This window comes from Paenibacillus sp. JL3B1040, assembly GCF_057063165.1.
The window spans coordinates 2,920,476-2,935,121 of sequence record NZ_CM169317.1 but is presented as its reverse complement, the minus strand read 5'-3'; the positions used below and the strand labels follow the sequence as shown (position 1 = coordinate 2,935,121).

15 protein-coding genes are annotated in these 14,646 nt (G+C 55.2%); 14 read left to right on the top strand and 1 reads right to left on the bottom strand.

Annotated elements, in window-relative coordinates:
• Positions 1-44 precede the first annotated feature (44 nt).
• The 3 genes from ACZF99_RS13205 (at position 45) to ACZF99_RS13195 (ending at position 2,125) form a co-directional block, all read left to right on the top strand.
• The gene (locus ACZF99_RS13205; protein WP_430704110.1) at positions 45-458 is read left to right on the top strand and encodes a MerR family transcriptional regulator; all 414 of its coding nucleotides are present in this window, start codon (positions 45-47) and stop codon (positions 456-458) included.
• Between the two features lie 23 nt (positions 459-481).
• A complete protein-coding gene (gene glnA / locus ACZF99_RS13200) occupies positions 482-1,810 on the top strand; it encodes a type I glutamate--ammonia ligase (protein WP_483605516.1) in 1,329 nt (442 codons plus the stop codon).
• Between the two features lie 159 nt (positions 1,811-1,969).
• Entirely contained in the window at positions 1,970-2,125 is a 156-nt protein-coding gene (locus ACZF99_RS13195) for a hypothetical protein (protein ID WP_483605514.1), read from the top strand.
• 109 nt (positions 2,126-2,234) lie between these two features.
• On the opposite strand, the gene lexA is transcribed toward ACZF99_RS13195, so the two are convergent.
• The gene (lexA, locus tag ACZF99_RS13190) at positions 2,235-2,861 is read right to left on the bottom strand and encodes a transcriptional repressor LexA (RefSeq protein WP_483605512.1); all 627 of its coding nucleotides are present in this window, start codon (positions 2,859-2,861) and stop codon (positions 2,235-2,237) included.
• 204 nt (positions 2,862-3,065) lie between these two features.
• Between lexA and ACZF99_RS13185 the strand changes: the two genes are divergently transcribed.
• The 11 genes from ACZF99_RS13185 (at position 3,066) to ACZF99_RS13135 (ending at position 14,498) form a co-directional block, all read left to right on the top strand.
• Positions 3,066-3,437 (top strand): LysM peptidoglycan-binding domain-containing protein, encoded by a 372-nt coding sequence (locus ACZF99_RS13185; protein ID WP_483605511.1) that lies wholly within the window; start codon positions 3,066-3,068, stop codon positions 3,435-3,437.
• Positions 3,438-3,590: 153 nt separating this feature from the next.
• Positions 3,591-3,764, top strand: a complete 174-nt coding sequence (locus ACZF99_RS13180; protein ID WP_442420262.1) for a DUF896 domain-containing protein — start codon at positions 3,591-3,593, stop codon at positions 3,762-3,764.
• Between the two features lie 12 nt (positions 3,765-3,776).
• Positions 3,777-4,307 carry a hypothetical protein gene (locus ACZF99_RS13175; protein ID WP_483605510.1) on the top strand — a complete coding sequence of 177 codons (531 nt, stop codon included), beginning with the start codon at positions 3,777-3,779 and terminating at the stop codon, positions 4,305-4,307.
• 30 nt (positions 4,308-4,337) lie between these two features.
• The gene (locus ACZF99_RS13170) at positions 4,338-5,132 is read left to right on the top strand and encodes an HAD family hydrolase (RefSeq protein ID WP_483605509.1); all 795 of its coding nucleotides are present in this window, start codon (positions 4,338-4,340) and stop codon (positions 5,130-5,132) included.
• Positions 5,133-5,183: 51 nt separating this feature from the next.
• Positions 5,184-5,594 carry a FixH family protein gene (locus ACZF99_RS13165; protein ID WP_483605508.1) on the top strand — a complete coding sequence of 137 codons (411 nt, stop codon included), beginning with the start codon at positions 5,184-5,186 and terminating at the stop codon, positions 5,592-5,594.
• Between the two features lie 252 nt (positions 5,595-5,846).
• Positions 5,847-9,290 carry a methionine synthase gene (gene metH / locus ACZF99_RS13160; RefSeq protein ID WP_483605507.1) on the top strand — a complete coding sequence of 1,148 codons (3,444 nt, stop codon included), beginning with the start codon at positions 5,847-5,849 and terminating at the stop codon, positions 9,288-9,290.
• A gap of 97 nt (positions 9,291-9,387) precedes the next feature.
• The gene (gene rnz / locus ACZF99_RS13155) at positions 9,388-10,329 is read left to right on the top strand and encodes a ribonuclease Z (protein WP_483605505.1); all 942 of its coding nucleotides are present in this window, start codon (positions 9,388-9,390) and stop codon (positions 10,327-10,329) included.
• A 198-nt stretch (positions 10,330-10,527) separates the two neighbouring features.
• Positions 10,528-11,346 (top strand): HAD-IIA family hydrolase, encoded by an 819-nt coding sequence (locus tag ACZF99_RS13150; protein ID WP_483605504.1) that lies wholly within the window; start codon positions 10,528-10,530, stop codon positions 11,344-11,346.
• A gap of 55 nt (positions 11,347-11,401) precedes the next feature.
• Positions 11,402-12,220: an Fpg/Nei family DNA glycosylase gene (locus tag ACZF99_RS13145; RefSeq protein ID WP_483605503.1), complete on the top strand. Its 819-nt coding sequence runs from the start codon at positions 11,402-11,404 to the stop codon at positions 12,218-12,220.
• Positions 12,210-13,064: a deoxyribonuclease IV gene (locus ACZF99_RS13140; RefSeq protein ID WP_483605501.1), complete on the top strand. Its 855-nt coding sequence runs from the start codon at positions 12,210-12,212 to the stop codon at positions 13,062-13,064. Before ACZF99_RS13145 ends, ACZF99_RS13140 begins: the two co-directional genes overlap by 11 nt.
• 54 nt (positions 13,065-13,118) lie before the next feature.
• Positions 13,119-14,498, top strand: a complete 1,380-nt coding sequence (locus ACZF99_RS13135) for a cyclic-phosphate processing receiver domain-containing protein (protein ID WP_483605499.1) — start codon at positions 13,119-13,121, stop codon at positions 14,496-14,498.
• Positions 14,499-14,646 lie beyond the last annotated feature (148 nt).

Sequence of the window (14,646 nt, the reverse complement as noted above, 5' to 3'; positions counted from 1 at the left end):
ACATATGATAAGGTCATGAGAATCTAACTGGAAGGTTGAGAGCGATGAGTGACGAAATTCGCAGAAATATGGCCTTGTTTCCAATTGGTATCGTGATGAAACTGACGGATTTAACAGCAAGACAAATCAGATATTACGAGCAGCACGAATTGATCGTGCCTGCCCGTACGTCAGGCAACCAACGCATGTTTTCCTTTAATGATGTGGAGCGCTTGCTAGAAATCAAAGGGCTCATCGACAAGGGCGTCAATATCGCAGGTATCAAGCAAGTGATGAACCCGATGACCCGGGAATCGCAAGAAGCGACCGTCATTACGAAAGACACGGAAGAGAAACGCAAAGAAATGACGGATTCTCAGCTCTACCGCATGTTGAAGCAACAATTGGTTACAGGGAGCAACAAGCCGGGTCAAGTTTCTTTGATCCAAGGCGAACTATCCCGGTTTTTCAAAAAATAATTTAAACGTTGGGAGAGATTAAGGTGAGTTACACCAAAGAAGACATTTTGCGTATCGCCAAGGAAGAGAACGTGCGTTTTATCCGTTTGCAGTTCACGGATTTGCTGGGGACGATTAAGAACGTGGAAATTCCGGTCAGTCAATTGGAGAAAGCGCTGGATAACAAGATGATGTTTGACGGCTCTTCCATTGAAGGATATGTTCGTATCGAGGAATCCGACATGTATCTCTTCCCGGATCTTGACACATGGGTCATTTTCCCTTGGGTTACCGAGGATCGTGTAGCTCGTCTGATCTGCGACGTGTACATGCCTGACGGCACGCCGTTTGCGGGCGACCCGCGCGGGATTCTAAAGCGCGCGCTCAAGGAAGCCGAAGAGATGGGCTATACCTCGATGAACGTCGGACCGGAACCGGAGTTCTTCCTGTTCAAAACCGACGAGAAGGGCAACCCTACAACCGAGCTGAACGACCAAGGCGGATACTTCGACTTGGCTCCGACGGATCTGGGCGAGAACTGCCGCCGCGAAATCGTATTGACGCTGGAAGAAATGGGCTTTGAAATCGAAGCTTCTCACCACGAAGTGGCTCCGGGTCAACACGAAATCGACTTTAAATACGCTAATGCGGTTAAGGCCGCCGACCAAATCCAAACCTTTAAACTGGTCGTCAAAACGATCGCCCGTCAGCATGGGCTGCATGCCACGTTTATGCCGAAGCCGCTGTTCGGCGTGAACGGTTCCGGAATGCATTGCCACCAATCGCTGTTCAAAGGCAAAGTGAACGCATTTTATGATGAAAGCGACGAATTGGGCCTGAGCAAAGAAGCGCGCCACTATATGGCTGGCATTCTGAAGCATGCCCGCGCTTTTGCGGCGATTACGAACCCAACGGTGAACTCTTACAAACGCCTCGTTCCTGGGTATGAAGCCCCTTGTTATGTCGCTTGGTCTTCGAGCAACCGCAGCCCGATGATCCGGATTCCGGCATCCCGCGGACTCAGTACACGCGTCGAAGTGCGCAACCCGGATCCGGCCGCTAATCCTTACTTGGCCTTGGCCGTGATGCTGAAAGCCGGCCTGGACGGAATTAAGAAGGAGCTGCCGCTCGTTGAGCCGGTGGACCGCAACATCTATGTGATGTCCGAAGAAGAACGGGTAGAAGAAGGGATTCCAAGCCTTCCGGCCGACTTGAAGGAAGCGTTGGGCGAATTGCTGCGCAGCGAAATCATCAGCGAAGCGCTGGGGGATCATGCGTTGACGCACTTCTATGAATTGAAAGAAATCGAATGGGACATCTTCCGTACCCAAGTTCACCAATGGGAACGCGATCAATACATGACCTTGTACTAAAATCTCGTACCGAAAAGCCGCAGAATGCTGGAATCCCTTCCAGGTCTGCGGCTTTTTTTCGTTCGGAACCGGAATGGATTATTTTGGCTTTCAATTCGGATGCCATGATTTGCTCGGAATGGGACATCTTATAGATGAATAAAAAGGAGGATGAGACTCATGATCGTGACCGAGCTCAAAAGATATCAACGCCGCCGATACCGACTGAAGCAGTGGTGGATTGCGGAACGTACCGGGTTCGGCTGGAGAACGCGCGGTCGCCGCGAAAAAACGGGGTACAATCCGATGAACTTCCTGGATCTCGAATGGGACTAAGAAGCGCGTCGGAAGAGAAGGGGGCCAATGCAAACAGGACGAAGCCGACGTCATTCGGTCGCTTCGTCCTGTTTGGTATGGTGCTGCGTAAACGAGGAGAGGTTCGAAATTAGTGCAAGTCGCGGAACAGACCGATAACTTTGCCCAGGATGGTGACATGCTTCAAACGAAGCGGTTCCATCGTCGAATTCTCCGGCTGCAGGCGAACATGGTCTTTCTCTTTGTAGAACGTCTTGACCGTCGCCTCGTCATCCTCCGTCATGGCCACAACGATATCTCCGTTGTTGGCCGTCTGTTGTTGGCGGACGATTACATAATCCCCGCTATGTATTCCGGCTTCGATCATGCTGTCGCCAACCACGGAAAGCATGAATATTTCGCCGTCAGCGGCGTAGTGCTCGGGCAGCGGAAAATAATCTTCAATATTCTCCGTCGCCGTGATCGGCATGCCTGCGGTTACCTTCCCGACAACGGGAACGCGGGCAACGCTATGTGCGAACAAATTGTAATTCTCCGACTCTTCTTGGCCCAGCAGTTCGATGGCGCGCGGCTTGGTCGGGTCGCGGCGGATGAACCCTTTCTTCTCCAGGCGGTCCAGATGGCCGTGAACGGTGGAACTGGACGCCAATCCGACGGCTTCTCCAATCTCCCGCACGGAAGGCGGATACCCTTTGGCGCGCACTTCGTTGCGGATAAATTCAAGAATGGCTTGCTGCCGGCTCGATACCTTTGACATGACGGATCAACCCCATTTAGTAACGTTTGGAAAAATTATAACACAGAACTGTCGTTCGTACAAACATTAGTTCTAAAAAGAAACGGCTCGCGGCAGAACAAATCAAAAAAATAGGAACAACCGTTCGAAAAACTATTGAATCAAACAAATGTTCGTGTTATATTAAATACAGGAAACAGAACACTTGTTTGGAGTGATGGTGAAATGTTGAAGTATAGTTCTTATCAAAGCATCTACGAACAGCCTTCTTTTCGTCGTCCCGTGGAAAGAAGATCACATATGAGCGCATTCCTGAAGAGCAGATTGTCCAAAATCGCCCTGCTTCTTGTCATCCTCAGCGTCACTTGCACCGGCGTGGTACAGGCCTTTGCGGCGTCCGTCGATAGTTCCGAAGCGGAGGCCCCGGCGGAATACGTGGTGGTTATGCCTGGCGATACGCTGTGGGAAATCGCCGTAGAGAACAAGCCGCAAGGTCAAGATACGAGAGTCTACGTTCAGAAGCTGATTCGAGTCAACGGGCTGACAACCAGCTCGATTCAGGCCGGGGATACGCTGATGCTGCCAAGCAAACCGTAGAGCTGGATTCGCGCAATTTTTATAGAGAAGAACAAGAGCTTGTGGACGGGGCCGTCGTCGCCTTGACAAGCTCTTTTTCTCATGTCAAAGTAAGAATTAATGCCCTGTGTGACTTCATAGGACGCATAGTATATAAAGAAGCGGGAGGAACTTATGGACATCGATGCGTTGGTTAAGCGGATTAACGAGCTGGCCCGTAAAGCGAAAGAGGAAGGATTATCGCAGGACGAGCTATTGGAAAGGGCCCAGCTCCGGGAAACGTATCTGCAAAACGTTCGCAGGAATTTTCGGCAACAGCTCGAGTCGATCGAGATTGTAGATAAATAGGGAGGAACGGGTATGGGTTCGTTTGACCGTAAAGTAGAGCGTAATCAATTAAGAATGAACAAGAAAGGTAAGGGCCCTAACGTGGGGCAGGGGACCCGAAACTCGCGATCATCGCTTGGGGCTAGCGGAGAAGGCGAAGTGTTCAAAGGACGCAACTTCATTTTGCCTGCGGCTTTGTTTTTGTTGGCGCTTCTGTATGCCAGCGTAGGGATCATCGGCAATCCCGCGGAAGTGAACTCGGTGTTGTATTGGGCAACGATCTTTTTGTATATGCTGCTGGCGCTGATCATTTTTCTGCGCAAGCCTTATTTGCGCATCAGCAAAAGCGGGTTGCACACCTCGAAATTTAACCGCGATCGGATGTTGGATGCCGGCAATATCAGCAAAATCAAGGTTAGCCGGAACAAGATTGTGATCGAACCGAAGACCCGGGAACCGAAATGGGTGTTTTACCGGACCCGCAACCGTTTCGACACGGGAGCGATGGCCGCGCGGCTGGAGATGTACGCCAACACCCATCATGTGAAGCTGGAGAAGGAATAATCAGGAAATCGAACGGAGAGGGCTGGGAGAATGACGATCAAAGCGGTATGTTTTGACTTGGACGACACGCTGCTCTGGGATGAGCGGAGCGTAAGAGAAGCTTTCGCGGCGACCTGCGAAAGCGCGGCCAAGACGGCAGGACTAAACCCCGAACAGCTAGAGGAAGCGGTGCGCCGGGAAGCCCGGGGGTTGTATGAATCTTATGAGACTTATCCATTCACGACGATGATCGGAATCAATCCGTTCGAGGGGTTATGGGCAACGTTCTCCGCCGGGGAACAACCGGAGTTCCGCCAGTTGGAGCAGTTGGCTCCGGTTTATCGCAAGGAATCCTGGCGGCGCGGACTGCTTGCGCTTGGCGTGGACGACGAGGAACTGGCCGGCGGATTGGCGGAACAGTTCGGACGTGAACGCCGCTCTCGTCCTCACGTTTACGAGGAGACGTTTCAGGTTCTCAAGGAACTGAAGGGGAAGGTGAAGCTGCTGCTGCTGACGAACGGTTGTCCGGCGCTGCAGCAGGAGAAACTGGACGGCGTGCCGGAGTTGGCGCCGTATTTTGACGAGGTGGTGATCTCCGGAAATTTCGGCAAGGGCAAACCGGATCCGTCCATTTTCCGCCATGCGCTGGAATTACTGGCGATCGAACCGAATGAGGGGATCATGGTCGGCGACAAGCTGACGACGGATATCAAGGGCGCGCGCAGTGTCGGCATGACGGCGGTCTGGATTAATCGGGACGGCAAACCGCTGACCGGCGAAATCGTGCCGGATTATGAAATCAAGCATTTATCCGAATTGCACGGCCTCCTGGACAAACTGGCATAAACCCTAGCTGTCTGAAGGCCGCGCATCCGCCGCGGAAGGAGGGGAATCTGCATGCGAAACAAGGGGAAGGCAGGGCTGCTGGCCGTCGTGCTGGTGTTGTTCGTCGTCGCCGGATGCGGTCGCGGCGCATCGACGGCTGCCCGGACAGACACGCCGCTGGAGCCGATTCAAGTTGAACTTGAGGTGACGCCGTCCGCTGTCCAAGCCGGGGAACCGGTGACGTTTACCGCGAAAGTGACCCACCGCGGCGAGAACGTGGACGATGCGAAGGAAGTCATGTTCGAATTTTGGAATACGGCGGACGATGAGGCCAAACACAACCAGGTGAAAGTGAAGAGCGCCGGGAACGGCACTTATGTGCTGGAGCATTCGTTCAAAGTACCGGGCACCTATGAAGTGATCTCCCATGTCACCGCACGCGATCAGCACTCCATGCCCTCGAAGCAATTTACGGTGGAGTAAGCCGGCCTGCCGGCAAACCGGAAGATAAGCCGCTGTATCCCGAACCGGGGAGCGGCTTTTTTTGTTGAAGAAATTTCCGAATTATTTAAAAGAGTGGGAACAGATTCGTTCGGTTTTTAATTCCGATATGATCGATAGGATAACACTTTCTTATCTTGAGCATAAAGCGCGAGGGAATTGGCCAATCTCTCTTTTCTTCAACGCTTTATTCTGTTAAACTAAAACGTAACGTTTTACGGGAGGGACATGATCATGAGTAAACCAAGCCTGCTCGAAAGAATGAAAGAACGAATATTGATCCTCGATGGCGCCATGGGCACCATGATTCAGCAGGAAGACCTGTCTCCGGCCGACTTCGGCGGCGATGAGCTGGACGGCTGCAACGAAATGCTCGTGCTCACCCGTCCGGATGTGATTCGCGGCATCCACGAGAAGTATCTCGCTGCGGGTGCCGATTTGATCGAAACGAATACGTTTGGCGCGACCTCCGTCGTGCTGGCTGAATACGATATTCCGCAAATGGCGCGCGAGATCAATTGGGCTGCGGCCAAGCTGGCGATCGAAGCTGCGGAAAAATACAGCACCCCGGAACAGCCCCGTTACGTGGTGGGTGTCCTGGGACCAACGACCAAAACGTTGTCCGTTACCGGCGGCGTAACGTTCGATGAATTAACGACCAGCTATGCGGAGCAAGCTGCGGCGTTGATCGAGGCCGGAGTCGATGCGCTGATGCTGGAAACCTCACAGGATACGCTGAACGTAAAGGCGGGGAGCATTGGGATTAAACTGGCTTTTGCGGACACGGGGATTACGCTGCCGCTGATGATCTCCGGCACGATCGAGCCGATGGGCACGACGTTGGCGGGTCAAAATATCGAAGCCTTTTATATATCGCTGGAGCATTTAACTCCGATCTCCATCGGGCTTAACTGCGCGACCGGACCGGAGTTCATGCGCGATCATATCCGTACCTTGTCGGGACTCGCGCAAGCCGCGGTCAGCTGTCACCCCAACGCGGGGCTGCCGGACGAGAACGGCATTTACCACGAGTCCCCGGATTCGCTCGCCCAGAAAATGTCCGCTTTCGCCGAGCAGGGCTGGCTGAATATCGCCGGCGGCTGCTGCGGTACAACGCCCGCCCATATCGCCGCGTTAGCGAACACGCTGAAGAATTATCGGCCACGCGAGTTGTCCGGCAGCCATCTGCCGGCACTTTCCGGGATCGAGCCGGTCTATATCGAATCGGCCAACCGACCTTATTTGGTCGGGGAGCGAACGAACGTTCTGGGTTCGCGAAAATTTAAACGTTTGATTGTCGAAGGCAAATACGAGGAAGCTTCGGAAATTGCCCGCGCACAGGTGAAGAACGGGGCGCAAGTTGTCGACGTATGCGTGCAGGACCCGGACCGCGATGAAGCGGAGGATATCAAGAAGTTCCTTGAGCTGGTCGTCAAGAAAGTCAAGGTGCCGCTGATGATCGATACGACCGACCCCAAGGTGCTGGATTTGGCGCTTCAATACTGTCAAGGCAAATCGATCATTAACTCCATTAATCTGGAGGACGGCGAAGAGAAGTTCGAGCGCGTAACCCCGCTGATCCATAAGTACGGTGCGGCCGTGGTCGTCGGAACCATCGATGAACGCGGGCAGGCGATTACGCGGGAAGACAAACTTGAAGTCGCCAAACGTTCGCATGAACTGCTCGTTCATAAATATGGGCTCCAATCGGAGGATATCATTTTCGATCCGCTCGTGTTTCCCGTCGGTACCGGGGATGAGCAGTATATCGGCTCGGCCAAGGAAACGATCGAAGGCATCCGCCTGATCAAAGAGGCGCTGCCGAAAGTTCATACCGTGCTGGGGATCAGCAACGTGTCGTTTGGTCTGCCGGAAGCCGGGCGGGAAGTATTGAACTCGGTGTTCTTGTACGAATGCACCAAAGCGGGACTGGATTACGCCATCGTTAACACGGAGAAGCTGGAGCGATACGCGAAAATTCCGGATGAGGAGCGCCGCTTGGCCGAACAACTCATCTATCATACCAACGACGAGACGTTGGCCTCTTTTGTAGCCGCCTTCCGCAACAAGAAGGTGGAGAAGGTCCAGAAATCCACTCAACTTACGCTCGAGGAACGTTTGGCCTCATATGTAGTGGAAGGCACGAAGGAAGGGCTGATCCCCGATCTGGAAGAGGCGCTCAAGAAATATACCGCGCTGGAAGTCATTAACGGGCCGTTGATGGCGGGCATGGAAGAGGTCGGCCGGTTGTTCAACAACAATGAACTGATCGTTGCCGAGGTGCTGCAAAGCGCCGAGGTGATGAAGGCTTCGGTGGCGTATCTGGAACCGTTTATGGAGAAGAACGAAACCAGTGTCAAAGGTAAAATATTGCTGGCCACCGTGAAGGGCGACGTCCACGATATCGGCAAAAACCTGGTCGAGATCATTCTGTCCAACAACGGTTACCGGATCGTCAATTTGGGCATAAAAGTACCACCGGAGCGCATTATCGAAGCGTATCGGGAAGAGAAGGCGGACGCGATCGGTTTATCCGGCCTGCTCGTGAAATCGGCGCAGCAAATGGTGACGACGGCGCAGGACTTGCGGAACGCCGGTATCGACGTCCCGATTCTCGTGGGCGGCGCCGCATTAACCCGTAAATTTACCAAAACGCGGATCCGGCCGGAATACGCCGGCATGGTCGTTTACGCCAAGGACGCGATGGACGGGCTCGATTTGGCCAACAAGTTGATGGATCCGGCCGCCCGAGAGCAAATGCGCCTTGAAATGGAAGTCGAAAAAGAAACTGACCGGGCCGTCGCCGTGGCCGAACCGCTGCCGGAGCTGACCCGCGTGGAGCGGTCCAAGATTTCGGCGGATGCGCCGGTATATCTTCCGCCAGATCTGGAGCGGCATGTGCTTCGCGATTATCCGATCGGTCATATTACGCCTTATATCAATATGCAAATGCTGCTCGGACATCATCTCGGACTACGCGGTTCGGTGGAACAGCAGTTGGCGGCAGGCGAAGCGAAGGCGGTGCAGTTGAAGGAGACCGTCGACCAAATCCTCCTTGAGGCGGTCACGGACGGCATCATCCGCACGCAGGCCATGTACCGGTTCTTCCCGGCGCAGTCGTCCGGCAATGATATCCTGATTTATGATCTGTCCGAGCCCGGCAAAGTGCTGAAGCGGTTCAGCTTCCCCCGTCAAAAGGTCGAGCCTCACCTGTGCTTGGCGGATTTCTTGAAATCCGTGGACAGCGGGCAAATGGATTACGTCGGCTTCCTGGTAGTCACGGCCGGTCAAGGCGTGCGGGATTTGTCCGAGAAGTGGAAGGAACAGGGCGACTATCTGCGCTCCCATGTGCTGCAGGCGGTAGCCCTGGAGCTGGCGGAAGCGCTGGCGGAGCGGGTGCACCATATCATGCGGGATACCTGGGGGTTCCCGGACCCGGCGAATATGACGATGAAACAGCGTCATGGAGCGCGTTATCAAGGGATTCGCGTGTCGTTTGGCTACCCGGCCTGCCCGGATCTCGAAGATCAGCAACTGCTGTTCGACCTGATGCAGCCGGAGGACATCGGCATCACCTTAACGGAAGGCTTCATGATGGAGCCGGAGGCTTCCGTCTCGGCGATGGTCTTCGCTCACCCGGAAGCGCAATATTTCAACGTGGACAAAGCGGGGAGTTGATCCCGTAAAGAAGCTCCTTGGAAAACCCTCCGAACTTCGGAGGGTTTTGGCAATCTGTATGTGTTGCGAACCATTTTAGCGTAAAGGAAGAAAAGGCATGGAACTATATTTTTTGGGGACGAACGCGGGAGTTCCGTCCTTGGAACGGAACGTGACCTCGGTGGCCTTGCGTCTGCTGGAGGAGCGCCGTTCGCTTTGGCTGTTCGATTGCGGCGAGGGCACCCAGCATCAGATCCTGCGTTCGCCGCTGAAATTAAGCAAACTGGAATCCATCTTTATCACCCATTTGCATGGGGACCATCTATTTGGCCTGCCGGGGCTGATTTCAAGCCGTGCCTACCAGGGCGGGGACACACCCTTGGTCGTTTACGGTCCGAAAGGCCTGAAGAAATTCATAGAGACGTCGCTATCGCTGAGCGAATCGCGGATTAACTATAAGCTGGAGATCGTGGAGCATGAGGGCGGAGTCCTATTTGAGGACGATTCGTTTCGGGTCGAAGCGGCGCTGCTGGAGCACCGGATCGACAGTTACGGCTACCGGGTGATCGAAAAAGATCTGCCCGGCAAGCTGGACGCCGCCGTGCTGGAGCGCTGCGGCATCCGTCCGGGCCCGCTGTACGGCAAGCTCAAACGCGGCGAAAGCGTGGTCGCGCCGAACGGGGAGACGCTGCATGCCAAGGATGTGCTGGGAGAACCTAAAGCCGGGCGGATCGTGACGATCCTCGGCGATACGCGTCCGTGCGAATCCGTGTTCACCTTGGCCCAGAACGCCGATATGCTTGTGCATGAGTCAACCTTTATGCATGAACTGGCCAAAACCGCGCGCGACTATCATCACAGTACGGCCAGACAGGCGGCGGAAGCCGCTAAGGATGCCGGGGTGCAGCAGCTTCTGCTGACCCATTTCAGCTCGCGCTACAAAGCGGACGATCAACTGTTGCGCATGCAGGAGGAGGCCCGGGCGGTGTTCCCGAATACGCAGTTGGCCCGTGAGCATGTGCTTTACCCGGTGGCGCGCCGCTGCGGCCGGAAATCCTAATTATTTTCCGGGAAAGCGCAGGAAATGACAGGGCGTTTCAAAGTTTGGCAAGGGGAAAAGATCCTTTTTTTCATGGTTCGCGGTGGTTCGACGCGGGTGCGGCGAGCTCGGGCTTTTTTGTGACATCAACTCGGAATCCGGGCGGAAAAATTTGCCTGATCCCCGGTTTCCTGGGTACAATATGATAGATACGGTTGAATGGAAGGAATGAGAATTTTGCCAAAGGGTTGGAAGGCCTTTCTTATCGATTTGGACGGCACGTTGTATCATGGGCCTAAGATGATCCCCGGAGCGGACGAACTGATCAACGCTTTACGCGCAAAGCGGATTCCTTTTCTGTTCGTTACCAACAATTCCTCGCGGACGCCCGCAGAGGTCGCCGCGCATTTGGAGGCGATGGGCATACCGGCCCGGGCGCAGGAGGTCTGTACGTCGGCCGTTGCGGCGGCCAGGTATATTGCCGAGGATCGGCCGGGCTGTAAAGTTGCGGCCATCGGCGAAGCCGGACTTACGCGGGCGCTGATCGAAGCCGGACTGCAGTTGACCGAGGAAGAACCGGACGTGGTCGTGCAGGGCATCTACCGCCAATTTACATACGAAACGTTAACCCGGGCTGTCCGCTGGATTCGCGGCGGGGCCCGTTATGTACTGACCAATCCCGACGTGCTGCTGCCCTCGCAGGAGGGGTTGATGCCGGGGGCGGGGGCGCTGTCCGCGGCCATCCAGGCGGCATCGGGCGTGAAGCCCGAGGTGATCGGCAAGCCGGCTGCGCCTTTGATGGATTACGCCATCGCGCGGCTTGGTTTGGCGGCATCGGAAGTGGCCGTTATCGGGGATAACCTCCATACCGACATCGCCGCAGGGGTAGGTGCCGGATGCGGCACGATACTGGCGCTGACCGGCGTCACGACGTCCGACAACCTGCCGGACTACGTGAAATCCTCCGGTGTAGAGGCCAACCTGGTGTGCCGCGACCTGGCGGAAGTCAGGGAACGGATCTGCGGATCAATCGGTTAACGAACCACGATTCATGGGATGAACGAACTTATCAGGATGAAGGGAAAGATGCACCATGCCGGAATTGCCGGAGATGGAAAATTATCGAATACAGCTATCGCAGCATATTTTGGATCTCCCGATAACCGGGGTGATCGTTGGGCGGGAGAAATCGGTGAATTTGCCGGCGGAGGAGTTTGCCCGCGAACTGACGGGAAGACAGGTGATCTTCATCGAGCGCCGGGGCAAGCATCTGCTGTTCCATCTGGATAACGGAAAAAGACTGCTGCTTCACTTGATGCTGGGCGGTCTGCTTTATCTGGGCTCCCAGGAGGACCGCCCGGACCGCAGCACCCAGGTTGAAATCGCCTTTGGAGAGAACCTTGTGCTGTATTTCATCGGGCTGCGTCTCGGTTATTTGCATCTGCACAGCGCTAAGGAAGCGGAGGAGCTGCTTGCGCACCTGGGACCGGAGCTGCTGGACCGACGGATGAACGCAGAGCGGTTTACCACACTGCTGCGCAAGCGCCGGGGAAGCCTTAAGACGACGCTCGTCAATCAGGACGTCATCGCCGGCATCGGCAACTGTTACGCGGACGAGATTGCCTTCGCCGCCGAGCTTCTGCCGATGGTCAAGCTGCAAAATTTGAACGACGAGGATTTTTCCCGCCTGTACCAAGCGGTGCGGGACGTGCTCCTTGAAGCGACGGAGGCTGGCGGGTATATGGAGATGCCGCTGACCCGGGACGATAAACTGACCGGGGGGGCGAACGCAACATGCCGGGTGTACGACCGGGAGGGAGAGACCTGTCCGCGCTGCGGCGATCAAATCGTCAAAGCGCAAATGAACGGGCGCAAAGTGTTTTACAGCCCCGGGTGCCAGCATGACCGCTAAGCTAAAAGTCGGGGGACATTTAAGCATCCGTGGCGGCTATTTCGGTGCAGCCAAGACCGCGCTGCAACTGGGGGCCGGCGCTTATCAGTATTTTCCGAAAAATCCGCGCAGCCTGGCGGTGAAACGTTTTGATGCGCGGGATGCGGAGCAGTGCCGAACCCTGTGCCAAGAGCACGGTTTGGTTTCGATCGCACACACGCCCTATCCCAGTAATCTAGCCGTTGGCAAGGAGGCCGAAGGGGGAGCTTACGGACGCGTGGTGGATTCGCTGCGCAACGATCTGGAAATCGCCGAAGCGTGCGGATCCGTTGGGATCGTTGTTCATTTTGGCATATTTAAGTCAGGAAACCCCTTACAAGGATATCAAAATATTATACAATGTATAAATGATGTGCTTTCCGGCTGGAAAGGATCGGCAAAGCTGCTAATCGAAAACCAGGCCGGTGATCACGGCGATATGGGGATGACGATCGAGGAATTGGTCCAGATCCGCAACCTGTGCCGGGATTCGCAGCGCATCGGCTTTTGCCTCGATACTTGCCACGCTTTTGCGGCGGGGATGTGGCGGGGCGAAGAAGACGAGAGCTTCGCGGCGAAAGCCAAGGAACTCGGATATTGGGACGGGTTATGCGCCGTCCACTTGAACGATTCAAAATACCCGGTATTATCGCGCAAAGACCGTCACGCCAGAGTCGGACAGGGCCATATCGGCGAAGCCGGCTTTCGCCGGCTGCTGCAGATCGACGCGATCCGCAAATCCCCGCTTATTTTTGAGAGCGAAACCGGGGAAGATGGGACCTACAGAGAGGATATGGAGCGAGTGAGACGGTGGGCGGAGGCCTAGAGAGACAACCGGGCTCCGCTTGGAGTGAAATACCGCGGGAAAGGAAGAACACTATTGATTCATGTATATATGGACGATTTTCGTCGATGTCCGCAGGGATTTACGTTAGCGCGCACCGTCGAGGAGTGTCTGGAGCTGCTCCGTTTGACGGAAGTAGACATTTTATCGCTGGATTACGATATGGGGCCGGATGAACCTACGGGAACGGATATGGCTGCCGCGATGGTTCGGGAAGGGCTGTTTCCGCGGGAAATTTATCTTCACACCTCCAGCATCTCCGGAAAAAAAAGCATGTACGAAATCCTCTACCAGGGCTTGCCTGAGCAGGTGCAGCTGCATTACGGGCCGATCCCGTTCGAGCGGCTGGAGGAAATTGCCCGGAATTGCAAAGTGCCGCCCCATTCAAAATGGATTTGTACCGCCAATCACGGCTTTGCGCCTTATGCCCAAGAGGAGCTGCGCCGGATGTTCGGCAGCGTGAAGAGCACCATGCTCGTGCCGGGCGAAGTCTTTGCGGCTTCGCTGCAAGCGGTGCCTGAAGATGTGCACCAACGGCTGCGCCAGGCTCCGCCGATTTTTTTGCGGCATACCTTCCTGGTGGATTGGGAGTGGTGCTCCGGGGAAGCGGAGGAGGTGGAGCCGGGGAACTGGATTGAACCGCTGCGGAAGTATTTGATGGCGGATTTCCGCCTCCCCGGAGCCAAGATTGCCGTGCAGGCGCGCAAATCGGACGACGGGTTGTGGGACGGAACGGCGCCGGAGCTGAAGGATCGCCTGCAGGAAGAACTGCAGGACGTATCTGTCGGGGAATTCGTGGTGCGGGATGCCGATTGGATCATTTCGGTGTTTGCGGGCCGAGACCGGATTTATGCCGGAGTGGCGCATCCGCAGGATAACCTCTCCGATTGGAACGGCGGCGCGATCCGCTTTCGCAAGGAGGAGGGGCAGATCTCCCGGGCGAAATTCAAGCTGCTGGAGGCCGAAGCGGCTTTCGGAATCCCGTTCGCATCGTTCCGCGAAGCGCTGGATATCGGCGCGGCGCCGGGCGGCTGGACTTCGTTCCTGCTGGAACGCGGCTTAAGCGTAACCGCGGTGGATACGGCGAAACTCCACCCGTCGTTATTGTCTTCGCCGAAGTTGACGTTTTTGCAGCGGAATGCGAACCGTGTTAAATTTAAGGAGCATCAATTCGACCTGCTGGTTTGCGACATGAGCTGGAGTCCGAAATTGACGGCCAGACTCGTCACGGAACTGCTGTATTCGCTGGTTCCGGGTGGAACGGCGATCGTAACGGTGAAGCTGCTGACCAAGAAACCGATGGCTTTGATCCAAGAGGTCACCGACCTGTTTCAGGAGGCGCGGCTTCAGGTACAGCGCGCGAAGCAGCTGTTCCATAACCGCGATGAAATCACGCTCTACATGATTAAGTATTAATGGCATGAATTAATGGTTTTGAAAAAAAGAGCTTTACATTTGGCGCCAACCGTCCTATACTGATTCCAAAATTATACAATGACCGCAATAGGGAAAGCATCCCTTGTCACTTCGCTTGGCCAAACGGCCGAGATGTGACGAGGAGGCT